This window comes from Cryobacterium breve, from assembly GCF_027594785.1.
In the GTDB taxonomy this organism is placed as follows: domain Bacteria; phylum Actinomycetota; class Actinomycetes; order Actinomycetales; family Microbacteriaceae; genus Cryobacterium; species Cryobacterium breve_A.
The window spans coordinates 278,416-302,395 of record NZ_CP075584.1 but is presented as its reverse complement, the minus strand read 5'-3'; the positions used below and the strand labels follow the sequence as shown (position 1 = coordinate 302,395).

16 protein-coding genes and 2 pseudogenes are annotated in these 23,980 nt (G+C 65.6%); 4 read left to right on the top strand and 14 right to left on the bottom strand.

All coding sequences use genetic code 11. The annotated features are described in order from the left end of the window. Positions 1-45: 45 nt before the first annotated feature. Both KIV56_RS01430 and KIV56_RS01425 read right to left on the bottom strand, forming a co-directional pair. The gene (locus KIV56_RS01430) at positions 46-5,601 is read right to left on the bottom strand and encodes an Ig-like domain-containing protein (protein ID WP_281534884.1); all 5,556 of its coding nucleotides are present in this window, start codon (positions 5,599-5,601) and stop codon (positions 46-48) included. A 300-nt stretch (positions 5,602-5,901) separates the two neighbouring features. Further along, positions 5,902-7,459, bottom strand: a pseudogene (locus KIV56_RS01425) (heavy metal translocating P-type ATPase). A 127-nt stretch (positions 7,460-7,586) separates the two neighbouring features. Here KIV56_RS01425 and KIV56_RS19370 point away from each other — a divergent pair. Next, positions 7,587-7,790, top strand: coding sequence for a hypothetical protein (locus tag KIV56_RS19370; protein WP_348648592.1), 204 nt, complete (start codon positions 7,587-7,589; stop codon positions 7,788-7,790). 163 nt (positions 7,791-7,953) lie between these two features. Here the strand turns inward: KIV56_RS19370 and KIV56_RS01420 are convergent, their stop codons facing one another. From KIV56_RS01420 to KIV56_RS01410, 3 genes are all read right to left on the bottom strand, one after another. Beyond that, positions 7,954-8,193, bottom strand: a complete 240-nt coding sequence (locus tag KIV56_RS01420; protein ID WP_281534883.1) for a heavy-metal-associated domain-containing protein — start codon at positions 8,191-8,193, stop codon at positions 7,954-7,956. A 143-nt stretch (positions 8,194-8,336) separates the two neighbouring features. Beyond that, the gene (locus KIV56_RS01415) at positions 8,337-9,161 is read right to left on the bottom strand and encodes a Crp/Fnr family transcriptional regulator (RefSeq protein ID WP_281534882.1); all 825 of its coding nucleotides are present in this window, start codon (positions 9,159-9,161) and stop codon (positions 8,337-8,339) included. Positions 9,162-9,187: 26 nt separating this feature from the next. After that, positions 9,188-9,658, bottom strand: coding sequence for a DUF2249 domain-containing protein (locus KIV56_RS01410; RefSeq protein ID WP_281534881.1), 471 nt, complete (start codon positions 9,656-9,658; stop codon positions 9,188-9,190). On the opposite strand from KIV56_RS01410, the gene KIV56_RS01405 reads away from it, so the two are divergent. Then, positions 9,651-9,989 (top strand): non-heme iron oxygenase ferredoxin subunit, encoded by a 339-nt coding sequence (locus tag KIV56_RS01405; protein WP_281534880.1) that lies wholly within the window; start codon positions 9,651-9,653, stop codon positions 9,987-9,989. The genes KIV56_RS01410 and KIV56_RS01405 overlap by 8 nt on opposite strands. Before the next feature lie 45 nt (positions 9,990-10,034). Here the strand turns inward: KIV56_RS01405 and KIV56_RS01400 are convergent, their stop codons facing one another. The 3 genes from KIV56_RS01400 to KIV56_RS01390 all read right to left on the bottom strand — a co-directional run bounded on the left by KIV56_RS01400 (position 10,035) and on the right by KIV56_RS01390 (position 13,287). Then, complete coding sequence (locus KIV56_RS01400) at positions 10,035-10,538, bottom strand: hypothetical protein (protein WP_281534879.1); 504 nt, start codon at positions 10,536-10,538, stop codon at positions 10,035-10,037. Positions 10,539-10,779: 241 nt separating this feature from the next. Continuing rightward, on the bottom strand, positions 10,780-11,895 hold the full coding sequence (gene moaA / locus KIV56_RS01395) for a GTP 3',8-cyclase MoaA (RefSeq protein ID WP_281534878.1): 1,116 nt from the start codon (positions 11,893-11,895) through the stop codon (positions 10,780-10,782). 228 nt (positions 11,896-12,123) lie between these two features. Beyond that, complete coding sequence (locus KIV56_RS01390; RefSeq protein ID WP_281534877.1) at positions 12,124-13,287, bottom strand: globin domain-containing protein; 1,164 nt, start codon at positions 13,285-13,287, stop codon at positions 12,124-12,126. A 216-nt stretch (positions 13,288-13,503) separates the two neighbouring features. On the opposite strand from KIV56_RS01390, the gene KIV56_RS01385 reads away from it, so the two are divergent. Further along, positions 13,504-14,826, top strand: a complete 1,323-nt coding sequence (locus KIV56_RS01385; RefSeq protein WP_281534876.1) for an MFS transporter — start codon at positions 13,504-13,506, stop codon at positions 14,824-14,826. Between the two features lie 95 nt (positions 14,827-14,921). Next, a complete protein-coding gene (locus tag KIV56_RS01380; RefSeq protein WP_281534875.1) occupies positions 14,922-15,461 on the top strand; it encodes a chlorite dismutase family protein in 540 nt (179 codons plus the stop codon). Between the two features lie 10 nt (positions 15,462-15,471). On the opposite strand, the gene narI is transcribed toward KIV56_RS01380, so the two are convergent. The 6 genes and pseudogenes from narI to KIV56_RS01350 all read right to left on the bottom strand — a co-directional run bounded on the left by narI (position 15,472) and on the right by KIV56_RS01350 (position 23,946). After that, positions 15,472-16,245, bottom strand: a complete 774-nt coding sequence (narI, locus tag KIV56_RS01375; RefSeq protein ID WP_281534874.1) for a respiratory nitrate reductase subunit gamma — start codon at positions 16,243-16,245, stop codon at positions 15,472-15,474. After that, entirely contained in the window at positions 16,242-16,934 is a 693-nt protein-coding gene (gene narJ, locus KIV56_RS01370; RefSeq protein ID WP_281534873.1) for a nitrate reductase molybdenum cofactor assembly chaperone, read from the bottom strand. The genes narI and narJ overlap by 4 nt, the downstream gene beginning before the upstream one ends. Continuing rightward, positions 16,931-18,596 (bottom strand): annotated as a pseudogene (gene narH, locus KIV56_RS01365) (nitrate reductase subunit beta). The gene narJ and the pseudogene narH overlap by 4 nt, the downstream one beginning before the upstream one ends. Further along, the gene (locus KIV56_RS01360; RefSeq protein WP_281536247.1) at positions 18,597-22,319 is read right to left on the bottom strand and encodes a nitrate reductase subunit alpha; all 3,723 of its coding nucleotides are present in this window, start codon (positions 22,317-22,319) and stop codon (positions 18,597-18,599) included. 144 nt (positions 22,320-22,463) lie between these two features. Then, entirely contained in the window at positions 22,464-23,174 is a 711-nt protein-coding gene (locus KIV56_RS01355) for a helix-turn-helix transcriptional regulator (protein WP_281534872.1), read from the bottom strand. Between the two features lie 7 nt (positions 23,175-23,181). Beyond that, positions 23,182-23,946, bottom strand: a complete 765-nt coding sequence (locus KIV56_RS01350) for a helix-turn-helix transcriptional regulator (protein WP_281534871.1) — start codon at positions 23,944-23,946, stop codon at positions 23,182-23,184. Positions 23,947-23,980 lie beyond the last annotated feature (34 nt).

Here is a 23,980-nt window from a genome sequence, read left to right as displayed (position 1 = left end):
CCGCCACCCGGTACCGTATTCCGGGCGGCGGTGTCGTGGGGGGTGCTAGTTGCCCGTCGTGAAGTTCCAGGTGACGGGCGCCAGCAGGTTGCCAGCGGTGTCCTTGATCCCGCTGCTGAGGGTGACGGTGTACTGGGTGTTGGCCCGCAGGGTGCCGGTCGGGGTGAGTGTCGCCACCCGTGTGGTGCTGGAGTAGCTGACCGCTGCGGTGACGGCGGCGCCGGTCGACGTCCGCTTGATGGTGAAGTTCCCGCTCGCCGCGGCCGGGCTCGGCAGACCGGTGACCGGCTCACTGAAGGTTGCGGTGATGCTCGCCGTCCGACTCACCCTGGTGGCGTTGACCGCCGGGGTCCGAGCTGTGACGACTGGGGCGGGACCGGTGATGAAGGTCCACGTCTTGGCGGTGAGCTGGTTCCCGGCCACGTCCTTGACCGCGTTGGTCAGGGACAGGGTGTAGGTGCGGTCGCTGATCAACGGGGCGTCCGGGGTCAGCGTGGCGATGTGGGTTTTGGCGTCGTAGGTCACCTTCGAGGCGATGGTCGCCGCCCCCAGCTTCAAGGTGAAGTTGGGCGTGCTGGCGGCGGTGGCGGGTAGGCCGGTCACGGCTTCACTGAACGTTGCCCGCAACGGGGTCCTTCCCAGACCGACGCCGGTGGCTCCGGCTACGGGGTTGGTGCTGGTCACCGTCGGGCTGGGTCCGGTGATGAAGTTCCAACTCGTCGCCGCCACCGAGCCTCCCGACACGCTCTTGATGTCCGCGGTCAACGAGAGGGTGTAAGGCGTGTCAGCGATGAGTGCCGACGTCGGGGTGAGAGTGGCCGTTTGCGTCGTCGCGCTGTAGGTCACCGCAGCCGGAACGGCCGTGGCGCCCTGCTTCAACGTGAACGTGGTGTTGCTGACGCCGGTGACGACCTCGTTGAAGGTGACGGCCGGCAGGACGTTGGTCGCCACCCCGGTCGCCCCGGGTAGGGGGTTCTGAGTCGTCACCTTCGGCGTGGTGGAAGCTGTGAGCACTGGCGCGGACACCGTGTTCCCGGCCGCGTTCCAAGCTGTGACCCGGTAGCCGTACTGCCCGATCCCCGCCGTCTGGTCGGTGTAGGTGGTGACGTTCGCCAGGGTGGTGGCGAACGGGGCGTACGCGCCGAGCGTGCCATCGACCAGCGGCGCGCGCTCGATCTTGTAGCCGATCTCGTTCTTCGCGTTGCCCCAGGTCGTCGGATCGGTGATCGACACCGGGGTCCCGTCTGTCCAGCTCAGCAGCACGTCATTGGCGGGTCGGGTAAATCTCAGCACTGACGTTTCGGGGAGGGTACGAGGGGCGCTGACAGAGATGGGCCTCATCATGTCCATTTCCTCGTGGCTGAGGATGTGGCAGTGCCACACGTACTCCCAGCCGTAGTTGGTCATGACGTTGCTGATCGGGGTGATCGGATTACCGTTCGTGTCGGTGTTGTTGAACCCGGCTTCGGTCCCGTTCGGGCCGGTCGTCGAGCCCTGTGCGCCGAGCGGCATCATCGGGTTGAGTGGCCGGATGCTGTCTGGGATGGCGAACGGGAGTTTCGGCAGGATGGGTCGGACCGCAATGATCGTGTCCTCCAATGGGCTGACGCGCACGGTGTCTTTCCAGCCGAGTTCTGTCGGTTCGGGCGGGATGATGATGTTGTCCCAGGTGACCCTGTTCAGCACCTGCACGTCGTTGAGGTGGAAGTGCAGCGGGTGGGTGTCCACGCCGTTGTGCGTGATCTTCCAGATTTGCGTGCCGTCGGCGTTGGTCGAGATCGGGGTCACATTGAGGCTGTTCGTCCCTGCGGTTCCGTCGAGTTTCTCCGTGGCGGGGTTGACGTACGGGTAGAGGATGACGTTTTGCAGCAGGGGTGTGGCTCCAGGCGCCTCCAACCCGATATTGCCGCTCATTCGGCCCCACTCGTCGAAGTTCGCTGAGTTCGTCTCGTCGTGGACGGCTTTACCCTCGATGGGAATGCTGAGCTGGGTGCCCGACAGGGTGTCGAACTTGAACTTGTCTCCTCCTTGTTCGGCGATCCGGGCGAAGCCGTCGCACTTGGCGGCGGGGTTGGTGGCCGTGTTGCAGTAGCCGCTGCCGACGAAGCTCGTCCCGTAGGCCTGGTTGTACGCGGCCTGACCGACAACGATCGGGTTCTGGCTGGACTCGAAGACGCCGGCGGGCTTGCCGGCCGCGTCGGTGTGGTGATCGAACGCCGCCATGAGCTTGCCCATCTGGTCAGCCGTGGTGTTCGGCCGGTCGAAGGCCAGTGCGGGTGCGGTGTTGGAGATCTTGACCTGCATGACCGATCGAGTGTCGGGCCCGTAGCCGGGCAGGGTGGTGGGCGCGCCGGCCGGGGACATGTCCGGTCCACCCGTGTAGTAGTCGTACCCGGGGATCCGGCCTGGGAACGCCGCCGGTGCGTCGTTGTAGAGAATCAGCGTCTTCCCCTTGTAGGCAGAGAAGTCCACGATCACGTCGGCCCGTTCGGCTGGTGCGAGCAGCAAAGAGTGCTGATCGACGTTGCCGACGTCGAATCGGGTCGCGTCGGTGATCCACGTCGTCTCGTGGGCGGGGACCACGGCCGGGGTCGGCAGGAAGCCGCCCTCGTTGCCGATCTGGATCCAGTCAGGGCCCTTGGGGCTCTTCGTGGTGTCCGGCGTCGGTGTGACGACCGGGTCGGTCTGCGCCAGGGAGACCTCGCTGGACTTCAGCGCGACCTCGGTGCCGGTGGCGGGATCGGCAACGTACCAGGACAGGTTCCAGAACCGGTCGTCGGAGCCGTTGAGGATCCGGAACCGGTACGTCTTTGGCTCCATGGTCGTCGTCGGGTAGGCGGTGCCGTTTACGACCGGCGTGTCGTGGAAGGCCTCCATGCCGACCGAGTTGTTGGGCGTCGAGGGTATCAGCGCCGGCTCGCAGAACTTAGCCACGTTCGGGTCGCAGGTGGGGTCGTAGTAGGGGTTGGCCATAGGCGGGTACTTGGCGTCCTTCGCCGGCGGCCAGAACCACGGGCCGTAGAACCAGCGACCGAACGCGCTCATCCCGCTGGGGTCGCCGGGGTTCTGCGCGGGCATATAGACGTGCGGCTGCCAGAGGTTTCCCTGCCCGCCCCACTTCGCCGAATCCCAGGTCGGGTCGAGTTGAGCCATCCGCGTCGCGCTCGGCACGAAGGTCTTGTCCTGGATGGTGAGCGACGTGCCCATGCCGAGACCGTCAAGGGCGCCACCGGGAGCCATCAGCTTCTGTTCGGTGTCGTCGGTGATCATGTAGCCGGCTTCCTCGCCGGCGTACACGTTGAGACGCGTGAAGCCCCACGAGTGGTCGTGGTAGAACATCATCCGTGCGCTCTGCTGGTTGGTATAGAAGAAGGTCTCCGCACCGGGACCCGGGTCCGGCATGTCCGGCACGTTGCTGACGCTGACACCCTTCGGGTACGCGGTGTTCTCACCGGTCGGGGTGACCCACTGGTGTGGCGTACCGTCGCTGATCCACGGGGTGATGCCGCCGTGCAGGTGCAGCGTGGCACGGTTCTCCGAGTAGCACGTGGTCGGCTTCGGCGTCTGCCCGCACATCGGGTTGCGTACACCGTCGAGGACGCTCTTCTCGTCCTTCGCCATGTCCATCGGGACCTTGGTGCTGGGGTCGAGCGTCATCATGTCGGGCCCGGCACCAGCACCCATCACCGTGGTGTCGACGGGGAGGAACAGGTCGCCGGCCACGCCGGTCGGCAGCAGGTTGCGGAACAGCACCCGGACGGGCTTGTTCTTCGTGGCCATGATCGTCGGGCCGAGGTAGTGCGGTTTGTCCACCCCGGTGAAGCTGATGGGACTGTCGGGCAGGGAGGGGTCGAGGTTGGCGTTGCCGAGTGCAATGTTCTTGCCCGGGACGACACTGGTGGAGAGCTGGACATACCCGCGGAGAAGGGTGGCCGGCAAGTCACGGTGGAACTTCATCCGGTACTGCACGACCGCGATCTCGTAGTAGTCGGTGCCGGGGTAGGTGGTGGTGTCGGGCACTGCGATCGGGATGTACTGGCCCAGGTCGTTGGCGTTGGCCTCTCCCTGCCCAGGCAGGGTGTCGACGAATTTCTTGATTCCCGGGGTGAGGTAGCCCGCTCCGGGGGTCGTGACAACGATGTCGGTGACCGAGCCTTTGACCGCCACTTTGGCGGTGGCACTGGCGCCCTTGTCGGCCGTGCCGACGGTGTCGGCGATCGTCACGGTCGGTGCCGAGTCGTAGCCCGCGCCGCCGTCGGTGACGTCAATGCGGGTGACGCCGATGGTGGCCTCGACGTTGGCAGGCTGGGCGGGAGCGGTCTTGCTCGCGTCGGTGAGTGTCACGGTTGGGGCGGAGGTGTACCCGCTCCCCGAGTTCGCGATTGCGATGCCCGTGACCACGCCGTTGACGTCCATCGTCGCGCTGCCGGTGGCCTGCTCGCCATCGGGGAGGTCAGGCTTGGAGATGTTCAGCAGCGGCTGGGTTTGATAGCCCTTGCCGCCGTCGGTCAGCTTCAAGTTGTCAAGCTTCCCGCTGGCCAGTGCGTGAGCCTCGGACCCCGCAATGGGGTTCCCGCCCGTCAGGGTCACGGCAGGTGCGGTAAACCCGTATCCGGTCTCGTTGACGGCGATGCCTGTGATGACGCCGGTCGCGATCTTGGCGGTCGCCTTGGCCACCGTGGTCGGGGTGACCCCGGCGGTCGTGATCTCCACCGTCGGCGGGACCGCGTAGCCGGCACCTGGACTGGTCACAGTAACACCGGAGATGGCGCCCGTTTTCGGGTCGACCGAGGCCGTCGCTTCTGCGCCCGTGCCCGGGTCGGTGATGGTCGGCGTGACGTCGGCCCCGAAGGAGTAGGTGCGGTCGTGGGAGAAGTCCGGGTAGTTCGAGGCTCCAAGTTTGACCGTGCTGCTCGTGGCCGGCGCGATGTTGTTGGCCAGGGTCGTGTCACCGCTCGCCGGTGTGCTCAGGGTGTCGCCGTTGGCGGGGACGTCGGTGTCGACCGGGATTCCCTGCCCGTAGAACCCGATCACGTCGTCCTTCTGCACTGTCACCGCCGGCACGGAATAGGTCTCCACCTCTCCACTGGCCACGGTCGGCGTCGGCACCTTCAGTTCGTCGCTGGCGTAGACGACGCTGTACTCCCCCGCAGTACCGGTGGGGCGCAGTACCAGCGCGTGGAAGAGGTTGCCCGCCGAGGTGGTGGGGCTCGATCCGGCAGTGCCCTGGTTCCAGCCCTGGAAGTCGTGGAGAACGCCGGCGGGCAACTTGGTGTGGTCGAGCACCACCAGCACCGGACCCACCTCACCAGTCGGCTTCGCGTAATCAGTCGCGTACTTGCGCTCGGTCAGCGGATTGCCGTACAAGACCGGTGTCGGGGTCCCGACACTGATCTTCACCATCGCGTCCGCCAACGTCTGCGGGCTGTTCGCCCAGTTGGGGTATGGGCCGAAGTAGTGTGGCACCTTCGACAGGTCGGTGGCGCTCGAGGGAACTGCGGCCTCCGCCACACTTGGTCCGAAGAAATTGCGCATCCCCCCAAAGGGGCCCATACCGCTGATCACCAACGCGAGCGCCACGATGGCGGCCGGCCCGGCCAAGCGACTCCTTGGGGCCCGGAGGAAGGGTGAGTGGGCAGATCGTTGCATGGTCGTTCTCCTGACACTCGGAGCGAGGGCTACGGACGTATGCGACGAGGATGCACACCGAATGTCTGCAACGAGCCGTTTATGACATAAGTGTCATCTTGTGGGAAACGGTGCTGCGGTGCCTGCGAACCGGCCTGTCCGGTCGAGGCCATCTACTACGAAGCCGACCTGCCCGACGAGGAACAACCGTACCTCGCCGACAACGAGAGGTTCTTCGCCGACATTCTCGAGGGGCGGGACGCCCCGGTGGGATCACCGGGTGGCGCTTCGAAGATCCCCGTCATCGGCATGGACACCAGGTTCGTCAAGACCCACCCCGCGGCCTAACCCGCCCAAGGCGGGTGGGCGCGCCTCGCTGTGCCGTTCATGCCGACGCAAGAGGCGCATGGCGTTGACAATCACGATCAGCACAGACGCTTCGTGCACGAGCATTCCGATAGTCATCGTCACTCCGCCCAGGAGCACGCCGAGCAGGAGCACGGTCACGGTGATGAGCGCGATGGCGATGTTCTGTCGCATGGTGTTCACCGTGCGGCGGGCGAGCGATATGGCCTCGGGGAGCTTGAGCAGATTGTCGCCCATCAGCGCGATGTCTGCGGTTTCGACCGCGACGGCCGATCCGGCGGCTCCCATCGCCACCCCGATATTCGCCGTGGCGAGGGCGGGAGCGTCGTTGACGCCGTCACCGACCATGGCCACGACGTAGCCCTCGGCCTGCAGGCCGGTCACGACAGCGAGCTTGTCCTCCGGAAGGAGCGACGCACGCACCTCGTCCACACCGGTGACGGAGGCGACGGCATGGGCGACTAATGGCGAATCGCCGGTCAGCATGATGACGATCTTCACCCCGGCAGCGTGCAGGTCAGCCACCATCCGGGCGGCGTCGGCACGCACCTCGTCCGCCACCCCGATGACACCCGCGACGGTCCCGTCGAGCACGACGATCATGGGCGTGCGGCCGGCCTGGGCCAGCTCGGTGGCCGCCTGAGTCGCGGCATCCGTGTCGATGATCGAGTACTGCGCCAGCAGTGCCGGGTTGCCGATCAGCACGCGGCGGCCTTGTGTGGAGACCACGATGCCCTTACCCGGAACCGGCTCGGTTGACTCCGGCAGGCCCGCGACGTCCAGGCCCTCGCTCCTGGCGGCATCCAGAATCGCACGAGACAGCTGATGCTCGGAGCCGGCTTCGGCGCGCCCAGCCCAGCCCAGCACGTCGGCCCTGGTCAGGGCGAGATTCAGCACGACAACATCGGTGACCCGCGGGCGACCGATCGTGAGTGTGCCGGTCTTGTCCACGGCGACCGCGGTGATCTTCGCAGAGGTCTCCAGGAACTCCCCACCCTTGATCAGGATGCCGTCCTTCGCAGCCCGGCCGATGCCGGCGACGATGGACACGGGGATCGAGATGACGAGCGCTCCCGGACAGCCGATGACCAGCAGCGTGAGCGCCAGCACGATGTCCTGGGTGACCAGCCCGACGACGATTGCGAGAACCAGGATTACAGGGGTGTACCAGGCGGAGAACTGGTCCATGAACACCTGGGTCTTGGCCTTGGCGTCCTGCGCCTCTTCGACCCGGTGGATGATCCTGGCCAGGGTGGTGTCGGCGCCCACGCCGGTGGCGCGCACCTGCAGGAACCCGCTCCGTGCGACGGTACCGGCGAACACTCGGTCCCCCCGCCATCTTCTCCGCAGGCATGGACTCACCGGTGATCGACGCTTCGTCGAGGGCACCGGCACCGCCGATGACCTCCCCGTCGACGGGGACCTTGGCGCCGTTCTTGATCAGCACCGTCTCGCCGAGCATCACGGCGGCGGCGGTCACTTCCACCTGCTCACCGTCGCGAAGGGTGATGGCGATATCGGGGGCGACCGCAACGAGTTCTGCCAGCGCAGATCGGGTCTTGTTCAGCGTCGCGGTCTCGAGGGCGTGACCGATGGCGAAGAGGAACGTCACCGCGGCCGCTTCCCAGTACTGCCCGATGATGACCGCGCCGATGGCGGCGACGGCGACCAACAGGTCGATTCCGATGACCTTCGCCCACAGCGCCCGCGCGGCGGTGATCACGATGTGGGTGCCGGCGACGATGGCCGCAGCCACCATCAGGATGTTTCCGACGATGTCGGTGCGGGCGATCTGAAGGACCACCAGCGCGGCGACGATCAGCGCTCCGGAGACGGGAGGGACCGCCCACCGGTTCGTCATCCAGGTCCGGATGGTTTCCATGGCATGTACCTTTCTGAGCTTCGACGTGCGTGGGCTCGGTGCTCCGGCCGACTCGCCGGCAGGAGCATCCGCCGAGGTCAGAAGGCGGCCACGCGCGCGCTGTAGCCGGCCTTGGCGACGACCGCGATCAACTCCTCGACGCTCACAGTGGATGCGTCGTGCTCGATTTCGATGCGGGCCGAGGCGAACTTCACCGTGACGGCGGTGACCCCGTGGACGCGGCCGACCTGCTTCTCGATCTTGGCCACGCAGGACGGGCAGGAGAACCCCTCAGCGCGCAGGCTGGTGTGGGTGATGGTTGGCGCGATGGCGCTCATGGTGTGGCCTTTCGATGGGAACAGGCCCGGAATTCCGGGGTGATTGCGACGCTACGTTGCCCTCTGTGAGGGGACCATGACGGCGGTCACTTGTCCGCAGGTCACCGCCGAGGGGCTGCTGTGGATGCGGGTGAACCGGAGGGTCATTTCGCCGCGAGCAGGCCATCCGCGTCGAGGACCGCGGTCCAGCGGCGTCCGGTGTCGATCAGGCCACTACGGCGGAGCCGGCTCATCGCGCGGGATGCCGATTCCGCGCTGGTACCGGCCATGGCGGCCAGGTCAGCCCGGCTCAGCGGTAGCTGGATCAAGGTCGTTCCGGGTGCGTCTCCCGGTACCCCGAAGGTGTCGGCGAGGCGCAGCAGGCCGGTTGCCACCCGTTTTGTGACTGTGGCTGAGGCTTGTTCCTGTTCGGCGGAGCGGGCGCGGGCGAGGCGACCGGACACGACATCGAGCACGCCGAGCGCCACCGACGGATGCGCGAACATCACTTCGCGGAAGGCTCCGGCGTCGATCTGGAGGGCACAAGTTGTGACCAGGGCGAGGGCCGTCTCGGTGTAGCCGCTGCCGCCCGCCCAGGTGAGGCCGCCGAGCACGTCGCCGGGGCCGAAGAAGTCCAAACTGGTGCGCTGTCCGGTGACGGTAGTGCGGAAGGCCTTCACCTGGCCGGCTGCGAGCAGGTAGACGTGCTCGGCGGGCTCGCCCGCGCTGAACAGGGCCCCGCCCGCGGACCAGGCCAGCGACTCCATCCGCGCGCCTATCGACGCCAGCTCGTCGCCGGACAGGCCCTGGAACAGGCAAATCTGCTCGAGGATGCGCCGTTGCATGGCCGGAGGGCACGGGTGCGGTCGCCCACAGGTGCTGCGGAGCGGCACCGCGCGCAGTGGCAGCGCACGCAGATGCGGCTTGGGTAGGTGCGGGGTGGGTCGCGTCACCGAGGCCTGCGTCACGGTGTTCGGCTTCTCACTCATGGCAGCACCTTGCGGATACAGTGGGGTCAGTTGGCGCGGGTGAGGCGGATCGTCCAGGTTTCGGGCCCGTTCTCGAGGTAGGAGATCAGGAATTGGCCGGGGCGGGTGCTTTCGAGCTGTCCGAGCAGCGGAAGCGGGTTGTGTGAGGCGATCAGATCCAGGGCGAAGCCGGGTTGGATGGCGCCGAGGGCTCCGAAGATCGTGGCATGCCGAATGGCGTGCGGGATGGTGCGCGAGTCCAGGACGATCTTCTCGATGTCTTCATGGCCACAGGCGCAGGCGTGCGCTTCGGGCTGTGCTTCATGATCGGCCGGTTCGGCGCCGAGGCGGCTCGATGACAAGATGATCGGTTCGGCGGTCATGTTTTCTCCTTCAGGCCCGGTCGAATGACCTAGAGTTCCATTATAGAGGATAAATATCCTTTTAATCGGGATGTTCGTCCCGACAACAGCGCCGAAATGTGATTGAACCGGCAGGATTGAGGAGCAGGTGGCCACCAGGGTGTGCGCAGAATCGGAACTTGAGCTCGGCGAAGTGATTAAGGTGATCGTCGACGGCGTCGCAGTAGCCCTGGTGAAAGACAGCGCCGGCAACTGCTTCGCGCTCGGCGACATGTGCTCGCATGCCGACATCTCACTCTCCGAGGGCTTCGTCGAGGGCGACGACCTGGAGTGCTGGGCCCACGGCGGCCGCTTCGAACTGTCGACCGGACGGGCACGCACCCTGCCTGCCTCCGAACCGGTTCCGGTCTACCCCCTCACCATCGTCGACGGCGACGTCTACGTGGATGTCACAACCCTGGTCGACGTGGCCGCCTACGTCGCCTGACACGTGCGAACGGCGAGAAGAGCCGAGCCCGTATCCCGTGTCTTCCTAGGCCGAAGGGGTGCTGGCGGGCAGGTGCACCATGCAGAGGGTGGGCTGCACGAAAGGCTCCAGTCGAATGCTCGCTGCGTCATGACCGAAGGTGCGCACGAGACCCTGCACGAGGCCGAGGTGTACCGAACAGACCACATCGGCGTTTGCCCGCGCCTCGGCCCGGAACGGGCAGGCGGTCAGGGCGATCGCTGCCTCGGTGCTCCGCAGTTCGGGCTCGAAGCCAATCTCGGTGAACACCCGCAGCAGCGAGGACACGACGTCGGCGGCCGGAAGGCCGGCCGCCGGACCGTCGGATTTCGCCGCATCCGCCCCGGCCGCGTACTGCCCTGACCAGTGCTCTCCGGCGCGAACCGCGCGGGCGCGGCCAGCATCGTCGTCTTCGCCGATCACAGCGGCGAGGCTCTGGGCGAGCTGCTGCAGGGCCGAATCAACCGGCAGCGGTGCTGCTACCGCACTGAACAGCACACGGGGTCGGCCGCGCTGGCCGACCCGGGCCACCTTGTGCTCGACGAGCCCGGCGGCCTCGAGCCTGCTCCAAGTGAAAACGCGCGGTGGTGATGTGCAAGCCAAGCGCGTCGGCAACGGGGCCCACACCCAGCGGTACGGCTGATTCACTGATCAGGGCCAGCGCGCGACGTCGCGGCTCACTGGCTAGAGCGGCATGCCGGGCATCGTTCTGAGTGGTCGCAACCATGCATTCAGAGTATCAGGGTGCGGTTAAACCGTCCCGGACACACGGTCATCCGCCGATGTAGGACATCTCGATCCTCTTGCCACCTGGTGAGCGGACCGCACCGGTCTGGGCGCTGCGCAGCTGGGAGGCGCGGTCGGTTCGCTGACGCCAGACGGCGCCCATCGCGGCGGAGATCTCCTCGTCGCTACTGCCGTTGCGCAGCAGCTCGCGCAGGTCGTGGCCCTCACTGGCGAAGAGGCAGGTGAAAAGCTTGCCGTCAGTGGAGACCCGGGCCCGGGAACATGTGTGGCAGAACGACTGGGTGACGCTGGAGATCAGGCCGATCTCACCCCCGCCGTCCTGGTAGCGCCAGCGCCGGCTGGTCTCGCCGGTGTAATTGGGGGCCACTTCTTCCAGCGGCAGTTCGGCGTGGATGCGATCGCGCACCTCGCTGGACGGCAGCACGGCACCCATGTCCCAGCTATTGCTCGTGCCCACGTCCATGAACTCGATGAAGCGCAGAATGTAGGGTGTGCCTTTGAAATGCCGGGCCATGTTGACTATGTCCTGGTCGTTCTGGCCGCGCTTCACCACCATGTTGATCTTGATCGGGCCCAAGCCCACCGCGTGCGCGGCATCCAGGCCCGCCAGGATGCGGGCGACCGGGAAATTGACATCGTTCATGGCACGGAATGTGGCGTCGTCAAGGGAGTCAAGGGATACCGTCACGCGCTTGAGGCCGGCGTCCTTGAGCGCCTGGGCCTTCATTGACAGGCCGGAGCCGTTGGTGGTGAGGGCGATGTCGAGGGGCCGGCCGGCTGGAGTGCGGAGCGCCGCGAGCATCTCAATGAGTTCCTCGAGGCCCTTGCGCAGCAGCGGCTCGCCGCCGGTGAGCCGAATCTTCTCCACCCCATGCGCGACCGAAATTCGAGCCAGCCGGGTCATCTCTTCAAAACTGAGCATCTCGTCCCGCGGCATGAACGCGAAGTCCTTGCCGAAGACCTCCTTGGGCATGCAGTACACGCAACGGAAGTTGCACCGGTCGGTGACAGACAGCCGCAGGTCGTGCAGCGGACGATTGAGGGTGTCGACGAGGCGGGTATCCGGGTTCGGGGCAGGTCCGACCGGCACTGCACCGGCCAGGGGCTCGATTGGGTGCACGGGGATCAGTGCGCCGGACATATACCGACCCTAACCCCGTGCGGTTGGGATCCGCCGCACCGATGCCGCCCGCCGATGGCTGGCCAACGCCGCATACGTAGTCGTCGACCCCGTCGGGCGTGCCGCGGGCGCTCCACGAGCGCCCCTTCCTGTGACAAATCCGGCGGCGCGATGTTCGCCTTCGCCGGCGGTGCCGGCATGGCGGTGGGCACCATCCTCACGGAGCAGACGGACATCGTCGCAGGCGCCTCAGACGCCGGCGAGCCAGAGGTCCGGACCGAAGATCTCGTAGTGGATGCGATTGGCCGGGACTCCTGCCGCCAGCGCCTGCGAGCGCAGGCTGCGCATGAACGGGAGCGGCCCGCACAGATAGACCGAGGCGTTGTCGGGAATGGTCACATTCTCGAGAGACATGAATCCCTCGTGGTGTCCCGCGCTCGGGATTTCCAGCCAGAGCTCAAGCTCGGCGGCCTCGAGCAGGGCGATGTCCTCGCTCATCTGGTCGCGCAGCGCCCAGCGTTCCAGGTTGCTTTCGGCGTGCAGGACGAGCACTTCGCGCTTCGAGGCACCGTCCACCAGCGAGCGCAGGATGGACGCGCTTGGCGTGCAGCCGATACCGGCCGAGGCCAGGATGAGCGGGCCGTCGCCCTGGTCGAGGGTGATGTCCCCGCAGGGCACGGAGAGGATCAGTGTGTCGCCGACCTGTACGTCGCGGTGCAGGGCTGGGGAGACCTCGCCGTTCGCGTCCAGCTTGGTGGTGAAGACGCGTGTCGTGGCCGTGCCGGCTGACAAGGAGTATTGCCGCACCTGATGGATGCCGTCGGGCATCCGCACGGTGACGCTCACGTACTGGCCGGGCAATGCGGGCGAGATCGGGGTGTCATCGGCCGGTTCGAGGGTGAACGTGACAGCGTCGGTACCGGCCGCTTCCTTCTTCACGACGACCCAGGGCGCGAGGGGCTTGTCGCTTGCGAGGCCGGAGTAGAGTCCGCTCTCCATCTTGATCAGGGCGTGCGCCATCAACCAGTAGACCTCGGTCCAGGCGCCCGCGATCTCCGTTGTGATGACGTCGCTGAGCTCGTCGGCGATGGCTTCGAAGAGGTATTTGTAGACAATGTCGTACTGCTCGGGCCGGATGTCGAGGGAGACATGCTTGTGCGCGATGCGGGAGAGCATGGCCTCGGGAGTGGTCTCGGGATTCTGAACCAGGTGCGTCGCGAACACTGCGATGCTGCCGGCGAGTGCCTGCTGCTGGGAGCCGTTCTTCTGATTCGAGCGGCTGAACAGGCCATCGAAGAGCTCGGGGTGGGCGGTGAGCATGCGGCCGTAGAAGTTCCTGGCGATTTCGGGCATGCGCTCGCCCACGAGGGGCAATGTCGCTTCGATCAGGGGCAGAGACTGGGCAGAGAGCATGTTGACTCCAAACATTAGGTATTTAAATCAAAACTATCATTTTTATTTCTCACTGTTGGATTTTGCGCAGTTCACCTGAACCGATCCCTGCGATTCGACCTGATCACGCTGGATTCATTTTTCACGGTGTTCCGCGATTGTCGCCGTCGGTCGCCGAGATCAGGGTGGTAACTACGCGGGCGCTCACGCCCGAAACCACCTAGTCCGAGGAAGCACATGTCAGGCTCTTCCACACTCCTCCCGTCGAAACTCAAACCCGATCTCTCCAACTGGGATCCGGAGAACGAAGAAACCTGGGATTCCAAGCTCGCCTGGCGCACTCTGTGGATCACGACCTACACGCTCACCCTGAGCTTCGCCGCCTGGTATCTCGTCAGCGCCATCGCACCGCGGCTCAATGACATCGGTTACACCCTGACTCCAGGCCAGCTGTATTGGCTCGTTGCCGTGCCCGGGCTTGCCGGCGGACTCCTACGCCTCGTCTTCATGTTTCTGCCCCCGATTATGGGCACCCGCGCGCTCGTCGCTATGTCCTCTGCACTGCTCGTGCTCCCGATGCTCGGCTGGACGCTCGCGGCCCGCGACACTTCAACTCCGTATTGGGTACTCCTTGCCCTCGCTTTCGCGGCAGGGATCGGCGGCGGAACCTTCTCCGGTTTCATGGCCTCCACGAGCTATTTCTTCCCTAAGCGTCTCGCCGGCACCGCTCTCGGCCTGCAGGCGGGGATCGGAAACTTCGGCATCGGGCTGATCCAGCTGCTGCTGCCCTGGGTTGTCGGCTTCGGCCTGCTCGGTACTGCAGCACTGACCCCGCAGAGTAGCGCGAAGGGCCAGCTGGTCTGGCTGCACAACGGTGGACTCGTCCTGATCCCGTGGGCGCTTCTTGGAGTTGTGATGGCGATTGTCTTCCTGCGCCGGGTGCCCGTGACCGCCAACTTCCGCCAGCAGATGGACATCTTCCGCATCAAGCACACCTGGCTCATGACGGCGATCTACCTCATGAGCTTCGGGCTGTACAGTGGCCTCGCTGCCCAGATGGGCTTGATCATCCTGAACGTCTACGGCCACTTCCCGCACGCGCCGAACCCGCTTGCCTTCGCCTTCATCGGTCCGCTCGTCGGCGCCGCCGTCCGTGCGGCGTGCGGCCCCCTCTGCGACAAATGGGGTGGCGCGGTCTTCACTCTCATTGGCGCCGTCGGCATGGTCGCCGGCACTGTGTTCACGTCATTCTTCCTGGCACCTACAAGCGTTGACCAGTTCTGGGGCTTTCTCAGCGGGATGATCGCGATCTTCTTCTTTGCTGGCTTCGCCAATGCGGGCACCTTCAAGCAGATGCCTATGATCTTCCCGAAGCGTCAGGCCGGCGGCGCCATCGCCTGGACGTCCGCGATCGCAGCTTTTGGTCCATTCATCGTGGGTATCGCCCTGACCCTGGTCAGCCCGACTTCGTTCTTCGTCGGCTGCGCGGTCTTCTGCGTCATCTGCACCTGGCTGACCTGGCATTTCTACGCACGACCGGGCGCTCCCTTCCCCGGTTGACCTGAGCAGACTGATCCGAGCGAACTAAACCTCGGAGAGCAGGCCCGCCGTTCCTGGCCCATCGGGCCGAGCGGCGGGCCTGCTAACGTGACAGCATGGCGCTCACGCAATTCACCGCAGGCGCCACTGGCACCTGGCAGATCGATCGCATTCTCGCTGTCACGGGTTCCACGCTTGCCCTGGCCGGACGCCTTGAGGTATCGGCGCTGCCGCCGACCGCACGCCCAGATGCCGTGTGGATGCTGAGCGGCGCCACGAGCTACAAGCGCTATACCGAGCGCGCCGAGCAGGCAGCTCTCGATGCCGCCCAGCCTGCCCTCGGCCGACCAGAGGCCCGGTGCGCCGCGCTCATCCCGATCAGAAAGACCGCCCGCTGGTGGGATCTCCCCCAGGATGAGCGGAGGGCGGTATTCGAGGAGACGAGCCACCACATCGCAGTCGGGCTCGAATACCTGCCCGCGATCGCTCGGCAGCTGTACCACAGCCGTGATCTGGGTGGACCCTTCGATTTCCTAACCTGGTTCGAATACGCGGCCGGGGACGCGTCCGCGTTCGAGGAACTCCTGGCACGGCTGCGCACGAGTCGCGAATGGGACTACGTCGAACGTGAAGTCGATATTCGTATCAGCCGCTAGACCCACCGATTCAGCGGCGGGCGGCATCCTTGTCCCGGGCGGAGGTCGGCAGTACGCTCTTCTCCCAGCCGCGTCGGGCCTTACGAGCCCCGGATCCCCGATGCGTGTCCCTCGAGCGGTAGACGATGTACGGGCGTACGAAATAGCCGATCGGCGCCGAGAAGACGTGAACAAGCCTGGTGAAGGGCCACAACAGGAACAGCAGTGTCGCGCTGAGCACGTGCAGCTGGAAGAAGAATGGCACGTTGGCCATCAGAGCAGGGTCAGGCTGGGCTGAGAGCAGGCCGCGCACCCATGGCGAAATCGTGCCCCGGTAGTCATATCCAGCACCGAGCACCTGGAAGAGGACCGTCGCTGTAGTCCCAAACAGCAGGGTCGCCCCCAGGAGGGCGTACATGACCTTGTCCATCACCGTGGTCGCGAGCAACACCCGGGTGTTGAGCCTGCGCCGGTAGATCAGGATGGCGAGCCCGGCGAGCGTGAGCACGGCCGCGATACTGCCGAGCCAGGTGGCGCCCACGTGGTAGATCTCATTGGAGACACCGACGAACTCGAGCCATTCCTTGGGCACGAGCAGGCCAACCACGTGGCCGCCCAGCACCATGAGGATGCCGTAGTGGAACATCGGTGATCCCCAGCGCAGTAGCCGGTTTTCGTAGACCTGGCTCGAGCGGGAGGTCCAGCCGAACTGGTCGTGCCGATAGCGGAAAATGTGGCCGACCACGAAGACGGCCATGGCCGCGTAGGGGAACGCCACCCACAATAGAAAGTCGATCGGGTTCATACCCTGAGTTCCTCACTCGCAATGCCGGACGGCGAAAATGGTTTGAGGTTGCCGAGGAAGGTCATACCGACTGTTTCGGTCGGGGGGCCCTCGTTGACGAGGTTGAGATATCGCTCCCGAGTTTCCTCATCGATGGCAGGAAGCGAGAGCGACACGGCCTCGACGACGTGCGCGTAGGGACTCTCGATGGTTTCGAGTGCGGTGCGGAGCACCTCGATGCCGTCCCGATGAGCCGCGAGCAACTCCTGCGCGATGGGCGAATCGCTGAGCGCCGAGAATTCGAGGACCATAGGCAGGTAGTCGGGCAGTTCGTCCACCGCAACCTCCCAGCCGGCGGCATGATAGGCCTCGATAAAACGCACGAGGGCCATGCCGCGACGGCGCGTATCGCCGGCCGCGTAGTACGAGAGATACGGGCAGCATTTGCGTTTGAGGTCGAAGGTCGCCGTGAAATGCACCTCAAGTTCCTGCTGGCCCATCTCCCCCGCGGCGGTCAAGAACTCCTCGAAGGCGGTCCGAAGCGGATGCGGAAGCAGTGCGACAGACTCCGCGACCGCACCGAAGCGCGCACGACGCGTGGTGGTCGGATAGTCGAGCAGGATCGACGCCGCCATGTGCGCGATGGCCCCGTCCTCGGCACTGAGCGGGATTGCCGTGACTTTGCGGGGCGGAAGCTTCGGGAGCCTCATGCGGGGCTCCCTGCGTCAGCTACCGGCGGGAACAAGCCGTCCGGTCGGCCACCGCCGTTCCAGTTCAGGAGGTTGATCCGGCCAGGCGTTGTCGGTTTGGTCTTCTCTCCGCCTTTGCCGATCATCTCGTTGTAGTTGTCGACGGTGGCGTTGAACGGCATTCCCGGAGTCTTGCCATAGGGTCCCGCGGTCGAGGTCGGACCGCCCATGCCTGGTCCCCCCGTCCGTGTCAAGCGAACATGCCAGCTCTTCGAGCTCGCGGGCGGTCTCCACGTGCGCCTTGGGAATGACGTAGCGATCCTCGTACTTGGCGATCGCGAGGAGCCGGTACATCGCTTCGATCTCGGTGCCGGTCATGCCGACGGCCGCGGGAATCGACTCGTCGCGGTCCTTGCCGAGGTTGATGTCGCGCATGTACGAACGCATCGCGGCGAGCTTCCGCAGCGAGGACTCGACCGGGACGACATCGCCGGCCGAAAACAGTCCGGCAAGGTATTCGACGGGAATTCTCAGCTTGTCGATGGCCGCGAACAGGGTACGGGCGTCCTCGCCGTCGTTGTTCGTCGTCGAGATGACGTCGACGACCGGGGACAGCGGCGGGATGTACCAGACCATCGGCATCGTGCGGTATTCGGGGTGCAGCGGCAGCGCCACCTTGTACTCGGAGATGAGCTTGTAGATCGGGCTGTTCTGGGCGGCGAGGATCCAGTCGTCCTCAATACCTTCCGCCTTCGCCGCGGCGATAACCTCGGGGTCGAAGGGGTCGAGGAATACCCCGCGCTGGGCCTCGAGCAGGTCCTGATCGTTCTCGATCGCGGCGGCGGCGAGCACGGCGTCGGCGTCGTAGAGCATCAGCCCCAGGTAACGCAGCCGGCCGACGCAGGTCTCCGAGCAGATGGTCGGCTTGCCCTGTTCGATCAGCGGATAGCAGAGCGTGCACTTCTCCGCCTTGCCGGTCTTGTGGTTGAAGTAGACCTTCTTATACGGGCAGGCCGAGACGCACATCCGCCAGCCGCGGCAGGCATCCTCGTCGACGAGGACGATACCGTCCTCCTCGCGCTTGTACATCGCACCGGAGGGGCACGCCGCGACGCAGGCCGGGTTCAGGCAGTGCTCGCAGATTCTGGGGAGGTAGAACATGAAGGTGTTTTCGAATTCCATCTTCACGTGCTCGCTCATCGTCGCGAGGATGGGGTCGTCAGCTGCGGTCTCCTGGGAGCCGCCGAGGTTGTCATCCCAGTTGCCGGACCACTTGATGTCCATGTTCTTGCCGGTCAGGAGGGATTTGGGCCGGGCGACGGGGCTCTCAGTGCTGAGCGGCGCCTTCGTGAGCATGTCGTAGTCGTAGGTCCACGGCTCGTAATAGTCGTCGATGACGGGCAGGTCGGGGTTGTTGAAGATCGTGGCGAGTCGCTTGAGGCGGCCGCCGGAGCGCAGTTTCAGGCGGCCGCGCTTGTTGCGCACCCAGCCGCCGTTCCACTTCTCCTGATCCTCGTACCGCTTCGGGTAGCCGAGGCCGGGCCGGGTCTCGACGTTGTTGAACCAGACGTATTCAACGCCGGTGCGGTTGGTCCACACCTGCTTGCAGGTGACGGAGCAGGTGTGGCAGCCGATGCACTTGTCGAGATTCATGATCATCGACATTTGGGCCATTACGCGCATTTAGTACTCAACCTCCTGGCTGCGTCGACGGATCACGGTGACCTCATCGCGTTGGTTCCCGGTCGGGCCGAGGTAGTTGAAGGCGAACGACAGCTGGGCGTAGCCGCCGATCAGGTGACTGGGCTTGAGCAGGATTCGGGTCAGCGAGTTGTTTGTCCCGCCACGCATGCCGCTCGTTTCAGCGATCGGCACGTTGATCGTGCGGTCCTTCGCGTGATACATGTACACGGTGCCTTCGGGCATCCGGTGCGACACGATCGCCCGCGCGACGACAACTCCGTTGCGGTTGTACGACTCGATCCACTCGTTGTCGCGAACGCCGATCTTGTCGGCGTCCTGCGGGGACATCCAGATGGTCGGGCCTCCACGGGACAACGAAAGCATCATCAGATTGTCCTGGTATTCGGAGTGGATCGACCATTTCGAGTGCGGCGTCAGGTAGCGCACGGCGACCTCCGCCCGGCCCTTCGACCCGGTCGAACCGGTCGCCGCCGTCGAGCCGACGATCGAGTCGTCAAAGAGACGGTGCATGTCGAGAGGCGGCCGGAAAATCGGCAACTGCTCCCCCAGCTCGATCATCCAGTCGTGGTCCAGGTAGAAGTGTTGCCGCCCGGTGAGTGTGTGCCACGGCTTAAACCGCTCGACGTTGATCGTGAAGGCACTGTAGCGACGGCCGCCGTGCTCACTGCCCGACCACTCCGGGGACGTGAGCACGGGGACCGGTGCACCCTGGACATCCGAGTAGGTGAACCGGCGGCCCTCATTGTCGCTCGCGAGGTCGGCGAGCTTCATACCCGTGCGCTCCTCCAACTGACGGAAGCCCTGAGTGCCCAGGCGCCCGTTGGTGGTGCCGGAGAGTGCGAGCACCATCTCGCATGCATGGCTCGCAGTCGTCAGGCGCGGGCGACCCGCGGCCGGGCCACTCTCGACCAAGCCGTTCTTTTTGCCGAGATAGTCGACCTCGACATCGGGGTTGAACTTGACGCCCTTGGTCACCATGCCGAGCTTCGCCGTGAGCGGGCCGAGAGCACCGAGCATGTCGGCGAATGCCGGATAGTCGCGCTCGACGACGACGAGCTTGGGCATCGTGATCCCGGGCACCAGTGGCTGGCCGTATTGCACAGTTCCGTGCGGGGTTGCCATCGCGTCGGGGGTGTCGTGACTCAGGGGAACTGCTACGAGGTCTTTTCGCACACCGAGATGTTCGACAGAGAATTCGGAAATCTTCTTCGCCAAGATGTGGAAGATGTCGAAGTCGGTCTTCGCCTGCCACGGCGGGGTGATCGCAGGGTTGAACGAGTGAATGAACGGATGCATGTCCGTCGTCGACAGGTCATTCTTCTCGTACCAGGTGGCCGGCGGCAGCACCACGTCGCTGAAGATAGTCGTCGAGGTCATCCGGAAGTCGCTTGTGACGAGCAGGTCAAGCTTGCCCTCTGGCGCGGATTCGTGCCATTTCATCGTCTTCGGGCGCTTTTCGGACGGGGACTCCGGCGCGCGCACGGCACTCGTGGTGCCGAGCAGGTGCTTCAGGAAGTACTCATTGCCCTTGCCGGAAGAGCCGAGCACGTTCGCCCGCCAGACCACCATCACGCGCGGGAAGTTCTCCGGAGCGTCCGGGTCCTCGACGGAGTAGGCGAGGCTGCCGTCCTCCAGCGACTCGACGACGTACTGGGCCGGGTCGACCCCGGCGGCGACGGCGTCGTCGACGAGGTCGAGCGAGTTGCGGTTGAAGGTCGGGTAGCTGGGCATCCAGCCGCGCTTTGCCGACTCTACGAGGCAGTCCGCCGTCGTGCGGTCGGCGAAGGTGCCGACCCCGAGCGGGCTCGAGAGCGTGTCGGCGGAGAGGCCGTCGTAACGCCATTGGTCGGTGGCGAGGTAGAAGAACCCGGTGCCGATCATCTGGCGGGGAGGACGCACCCAGTCCAGTCCGAACGCGTACTGGCCGTAGCCCGTGAGGGGGCGTACCTTCTCCTGCCCGACGTAGTGCGCCCAGCCGCCGCCGTTGACGCCCTGGCAGCCGGTCATAGTCGTGAGTGCGAGGAAGGCGCGGTAGATGGTGTCGGAGTGGAACCAGTGGTTCGTGCCCGCCCCCATCAGGATCATTGAGCGTCCGCCCGATTCCTCGGCGTTCTGTGCGAACTCGCGCCCGATGCGTTCTGCGGCCTGCATCGGTACGGAGGTGATGCCTTCCTGCCAGGCGGGGGTGCCTGGGGAGGTTTCATCGTCGTAGCCGGTCGGCCAGACACCGGGGAGCCCGTCCCTGCCGACGCCGTACTGGGCGAGGAGAAGGTCGAAGACGGTTGTCACGAGTTCTCCGGCGATGCTCCGTACGGGCACACCGCGGCGGATGATGCCTGCGCCACCGGCCTGCTGTTCGCCGGCCTCGTCTGTCGTTGGCGAAATGTCGAAGCGGGGCATGTCGACGGCAGCGGATGCACCGTCGTAGTCGGGCGCGTCCATGATCGAGAGCAGCGGGTCGACGCCCTCGAGATCGAGGTTCCATTTACCGACATCTGTTTCGGAGAAGCGGTGCCCGATGGATCCGTTCGGGATGATGGTGCGGCCGTCCTGGTCGAGGAGGATCGGCTTGAACGCCGCGCTCGCGACCGTCGGCTCGGTGTCGGGGAGGGCATCCGCCGTCATGAACTTGCCGGGCACCCAGGCGTCGCCGCGTTTCGTGAGCGTGATCAGGTAGGCGGAGTCGCTGTAGCGCTTCATGTAGTCGACGAAACGCGGGGTGCGCCGGTCGACGAGGAACTCCTTGAGAACGACGTGGCCCATTGCGATCGCAAGGGCGCCGTCGGTGCCGGGGTGCACGGCGAGCCATTCGTCGGCGAACTTGGAGTTGTCGGCGTAGTCGGGCGAGACCGTGATGACCTTCTGGCCGCGGTAACGGGCCTCGACCATGAAGTGCGCGTCGGGGGTGCGGGTGACCGGCACGTTCGAGCCCCACATGATCAGGTACGACGAATTCCACCAGTCGGCGGATTCCGGGACGTCCGTCTGGTCGCCGAAAACCTGCGGGCTGGCGACGGGGAGGTCGGCGTACCAGTCGTAGAAGGACAGCATCGTGCCGCCGAGCATGGAGATGAAGCGGTTACCGACGCCCTGCGAGACGATCGACATCGCCGGGATCGGCGAGAAACCGGCGATCCGGTCCGGCCCGTAGGTCTTGATGGTGTGCACGTGTGCGGCGGCGACGATTTCCGCGGCCTCGTCCCAGCTCGCGCGCACCAGGCCGCCCTTGCCGCGAGCGCTCTTGTAGGCCTTGGCGGACTCGGGGTTGCCGGTGACGTCGGCCCAGGCGAGCACCGGGTCGCCGAGGCGTGCCTTCGCCTCACGGTAGAGGTTGAGCAGCACGCCGCGCACGTAGGGGTACCGCACTCGGGTCGGCGAGTAGGTGTACCAGCTGAATGCTGCGCCGCGGGGGCAGCCGCGGGGTTCGTACTCCGGCGAGTCCGGGCCGACGGAGGGGTAGTCGGTCTGCTGGGTCTCCCAGGTGATGATGCCGTCCTTGACGTACACCTTCCACGAACAGGAGCCGGTGCAGTTCACGCCGTGGGTGGACCGCACCTCTTTGTCGTGGGTCCAGCGGTCGCGATAGAAGCTGTCGGCGTCCCGGCCGCCTTCGAGGAACAGGGAGCGCAGGTCCGGCGAGGTCTCGCCTCGGCGCAGGAACCGACCGAGGTTGAGGATGCTGTCCGCAATCGGACTGTCGATACCCGGCTTCGTGCCCGGCTTGCCCGCGTTCCGCTTGGAAAAGCTCGAGTCCTTGAGAGTTTTCACGACGTACCCCTTGTACTCCCGGGCATCACCGCAGTCAGCAACAGCCTCGCTACTGAGTCTCACGGGCACCCGAACGGGCTACAAGCGGAAAACACCGTGAATAATAACCGCGTCGGTCTCGCTGGGCTCCCGGACGGGTCCGGCATCGGCCCCCTCGGATTCCTCACACTCAGCGCCCTCGTCCGAGTGCCGGAGATCTAGTGTGCAGGAGTCCGGCTCGTCGAGCGGATGCAGCGCGTCGGCCGTCAGCGGACCGCCGGTCTGCTGCAGGATCCCCTGGAGCAGGCCGAGGTGCACGCGACAGACCTCCGGGTGTTCCTTGACCATCTCGCTGTACGGACAATCGTGCAGCCTGACGTGACGCCCGTCCGCGTCGATCCTCCCGTCGAACCCCGTCTGGTCGAGGTGGTCGTCGAGGGCGTCCAACTGACGCTGGAGCGGTGAGTCGATCGCCGCGGTGAGGGGCAGCATCCGCCGCACCTGGTCGCCCCGGCGTTCGGCGGCCTCGACCTTCGCAATCCGGATCGAGCCCTCCCGATGGTCGACACCGGCAGCCGCACTGTAGAGCATCCGCGGCCGGCCCTTGACGTCGCGTTCTTCGGGTTCGCAGGTGACGAATCCATCGTTGATCAGGCGTTGCAGGTGTTCCCGTGTTGTGTTGTGGTGCAGCCCGGAAGCCTCGGCAAGGTCACCGACCGTCATCGTCCCGCGCTGTTGCAGAAAGTACAGCAGTTTGATTCTGCTGAACGACGCGAGCGTGCGGTAGCTCGACGGTGGGCGTGAGGACATGGGTCTACTATCCGCTCTTTGCCAGGAAGCCGCCATGCTGTGCCGCGTTTACCGGGTAAATCACTTGTGCGACGCATACCCCTGGGCGCACGAACGGCTCGAGGCGGATGCCGATTGTGGGCGCGTGCATCCGGTCCAGCGCACCCTGCATCAGTCCGCGGTGCACCGAGCACACAATGGCGCTGTGGTCTTTCGCAACGTCGAGGAACGGACAGTGGTGCAGCTCGATCGCGGTGCGGTCCTCTGACAGGGCGGGGGCGAAACCGACGCCGTCGAGGATCTCGACCACCCGGTCGATCGCTTCAGCGGGATCGATCGGACCGGCAGCCGGCTCGTCGACGGGCACGTACTGCTCCGACCAGCGTCGCCCTGCGTCGGCGGCCCGTTCGCCGCCCACGCGCGCGTCAGGGGTTCCTGCGGCGAGGCCGTCCGCGAGAAGGCCCGCGAGGAGCCGGTAGGAGTCCACGGAGGTCCCGGATTCTGTAGGTCCGGCGGAAGCGGGGGCTGAAGGGTCCGTCTCGGGCTCGACCGCGGTGTAGAGCAAGCGGGGACGGCCGGGCCGTGTGCGCGCCTCGATCGCCTCGGTCACGAGGCCGACCTCGAGGAGCCGGTCGAGGTGTGAGCGAACGGTGTTGGGGTGCAAGCCGACCGCCGCCGCAAGTGCGGGAACGTCAAGGGGCGCCAGGTTGGTGCGGAGCACGTCGAGCAGGGCGACGCGGCTCACGCCGGAGAGGGCCCGGTGGGTACGGGCATCGAGGTCGGGGACAGGCACACCCCTAGTTTTCCCTATAAGTATGGTAAAAACA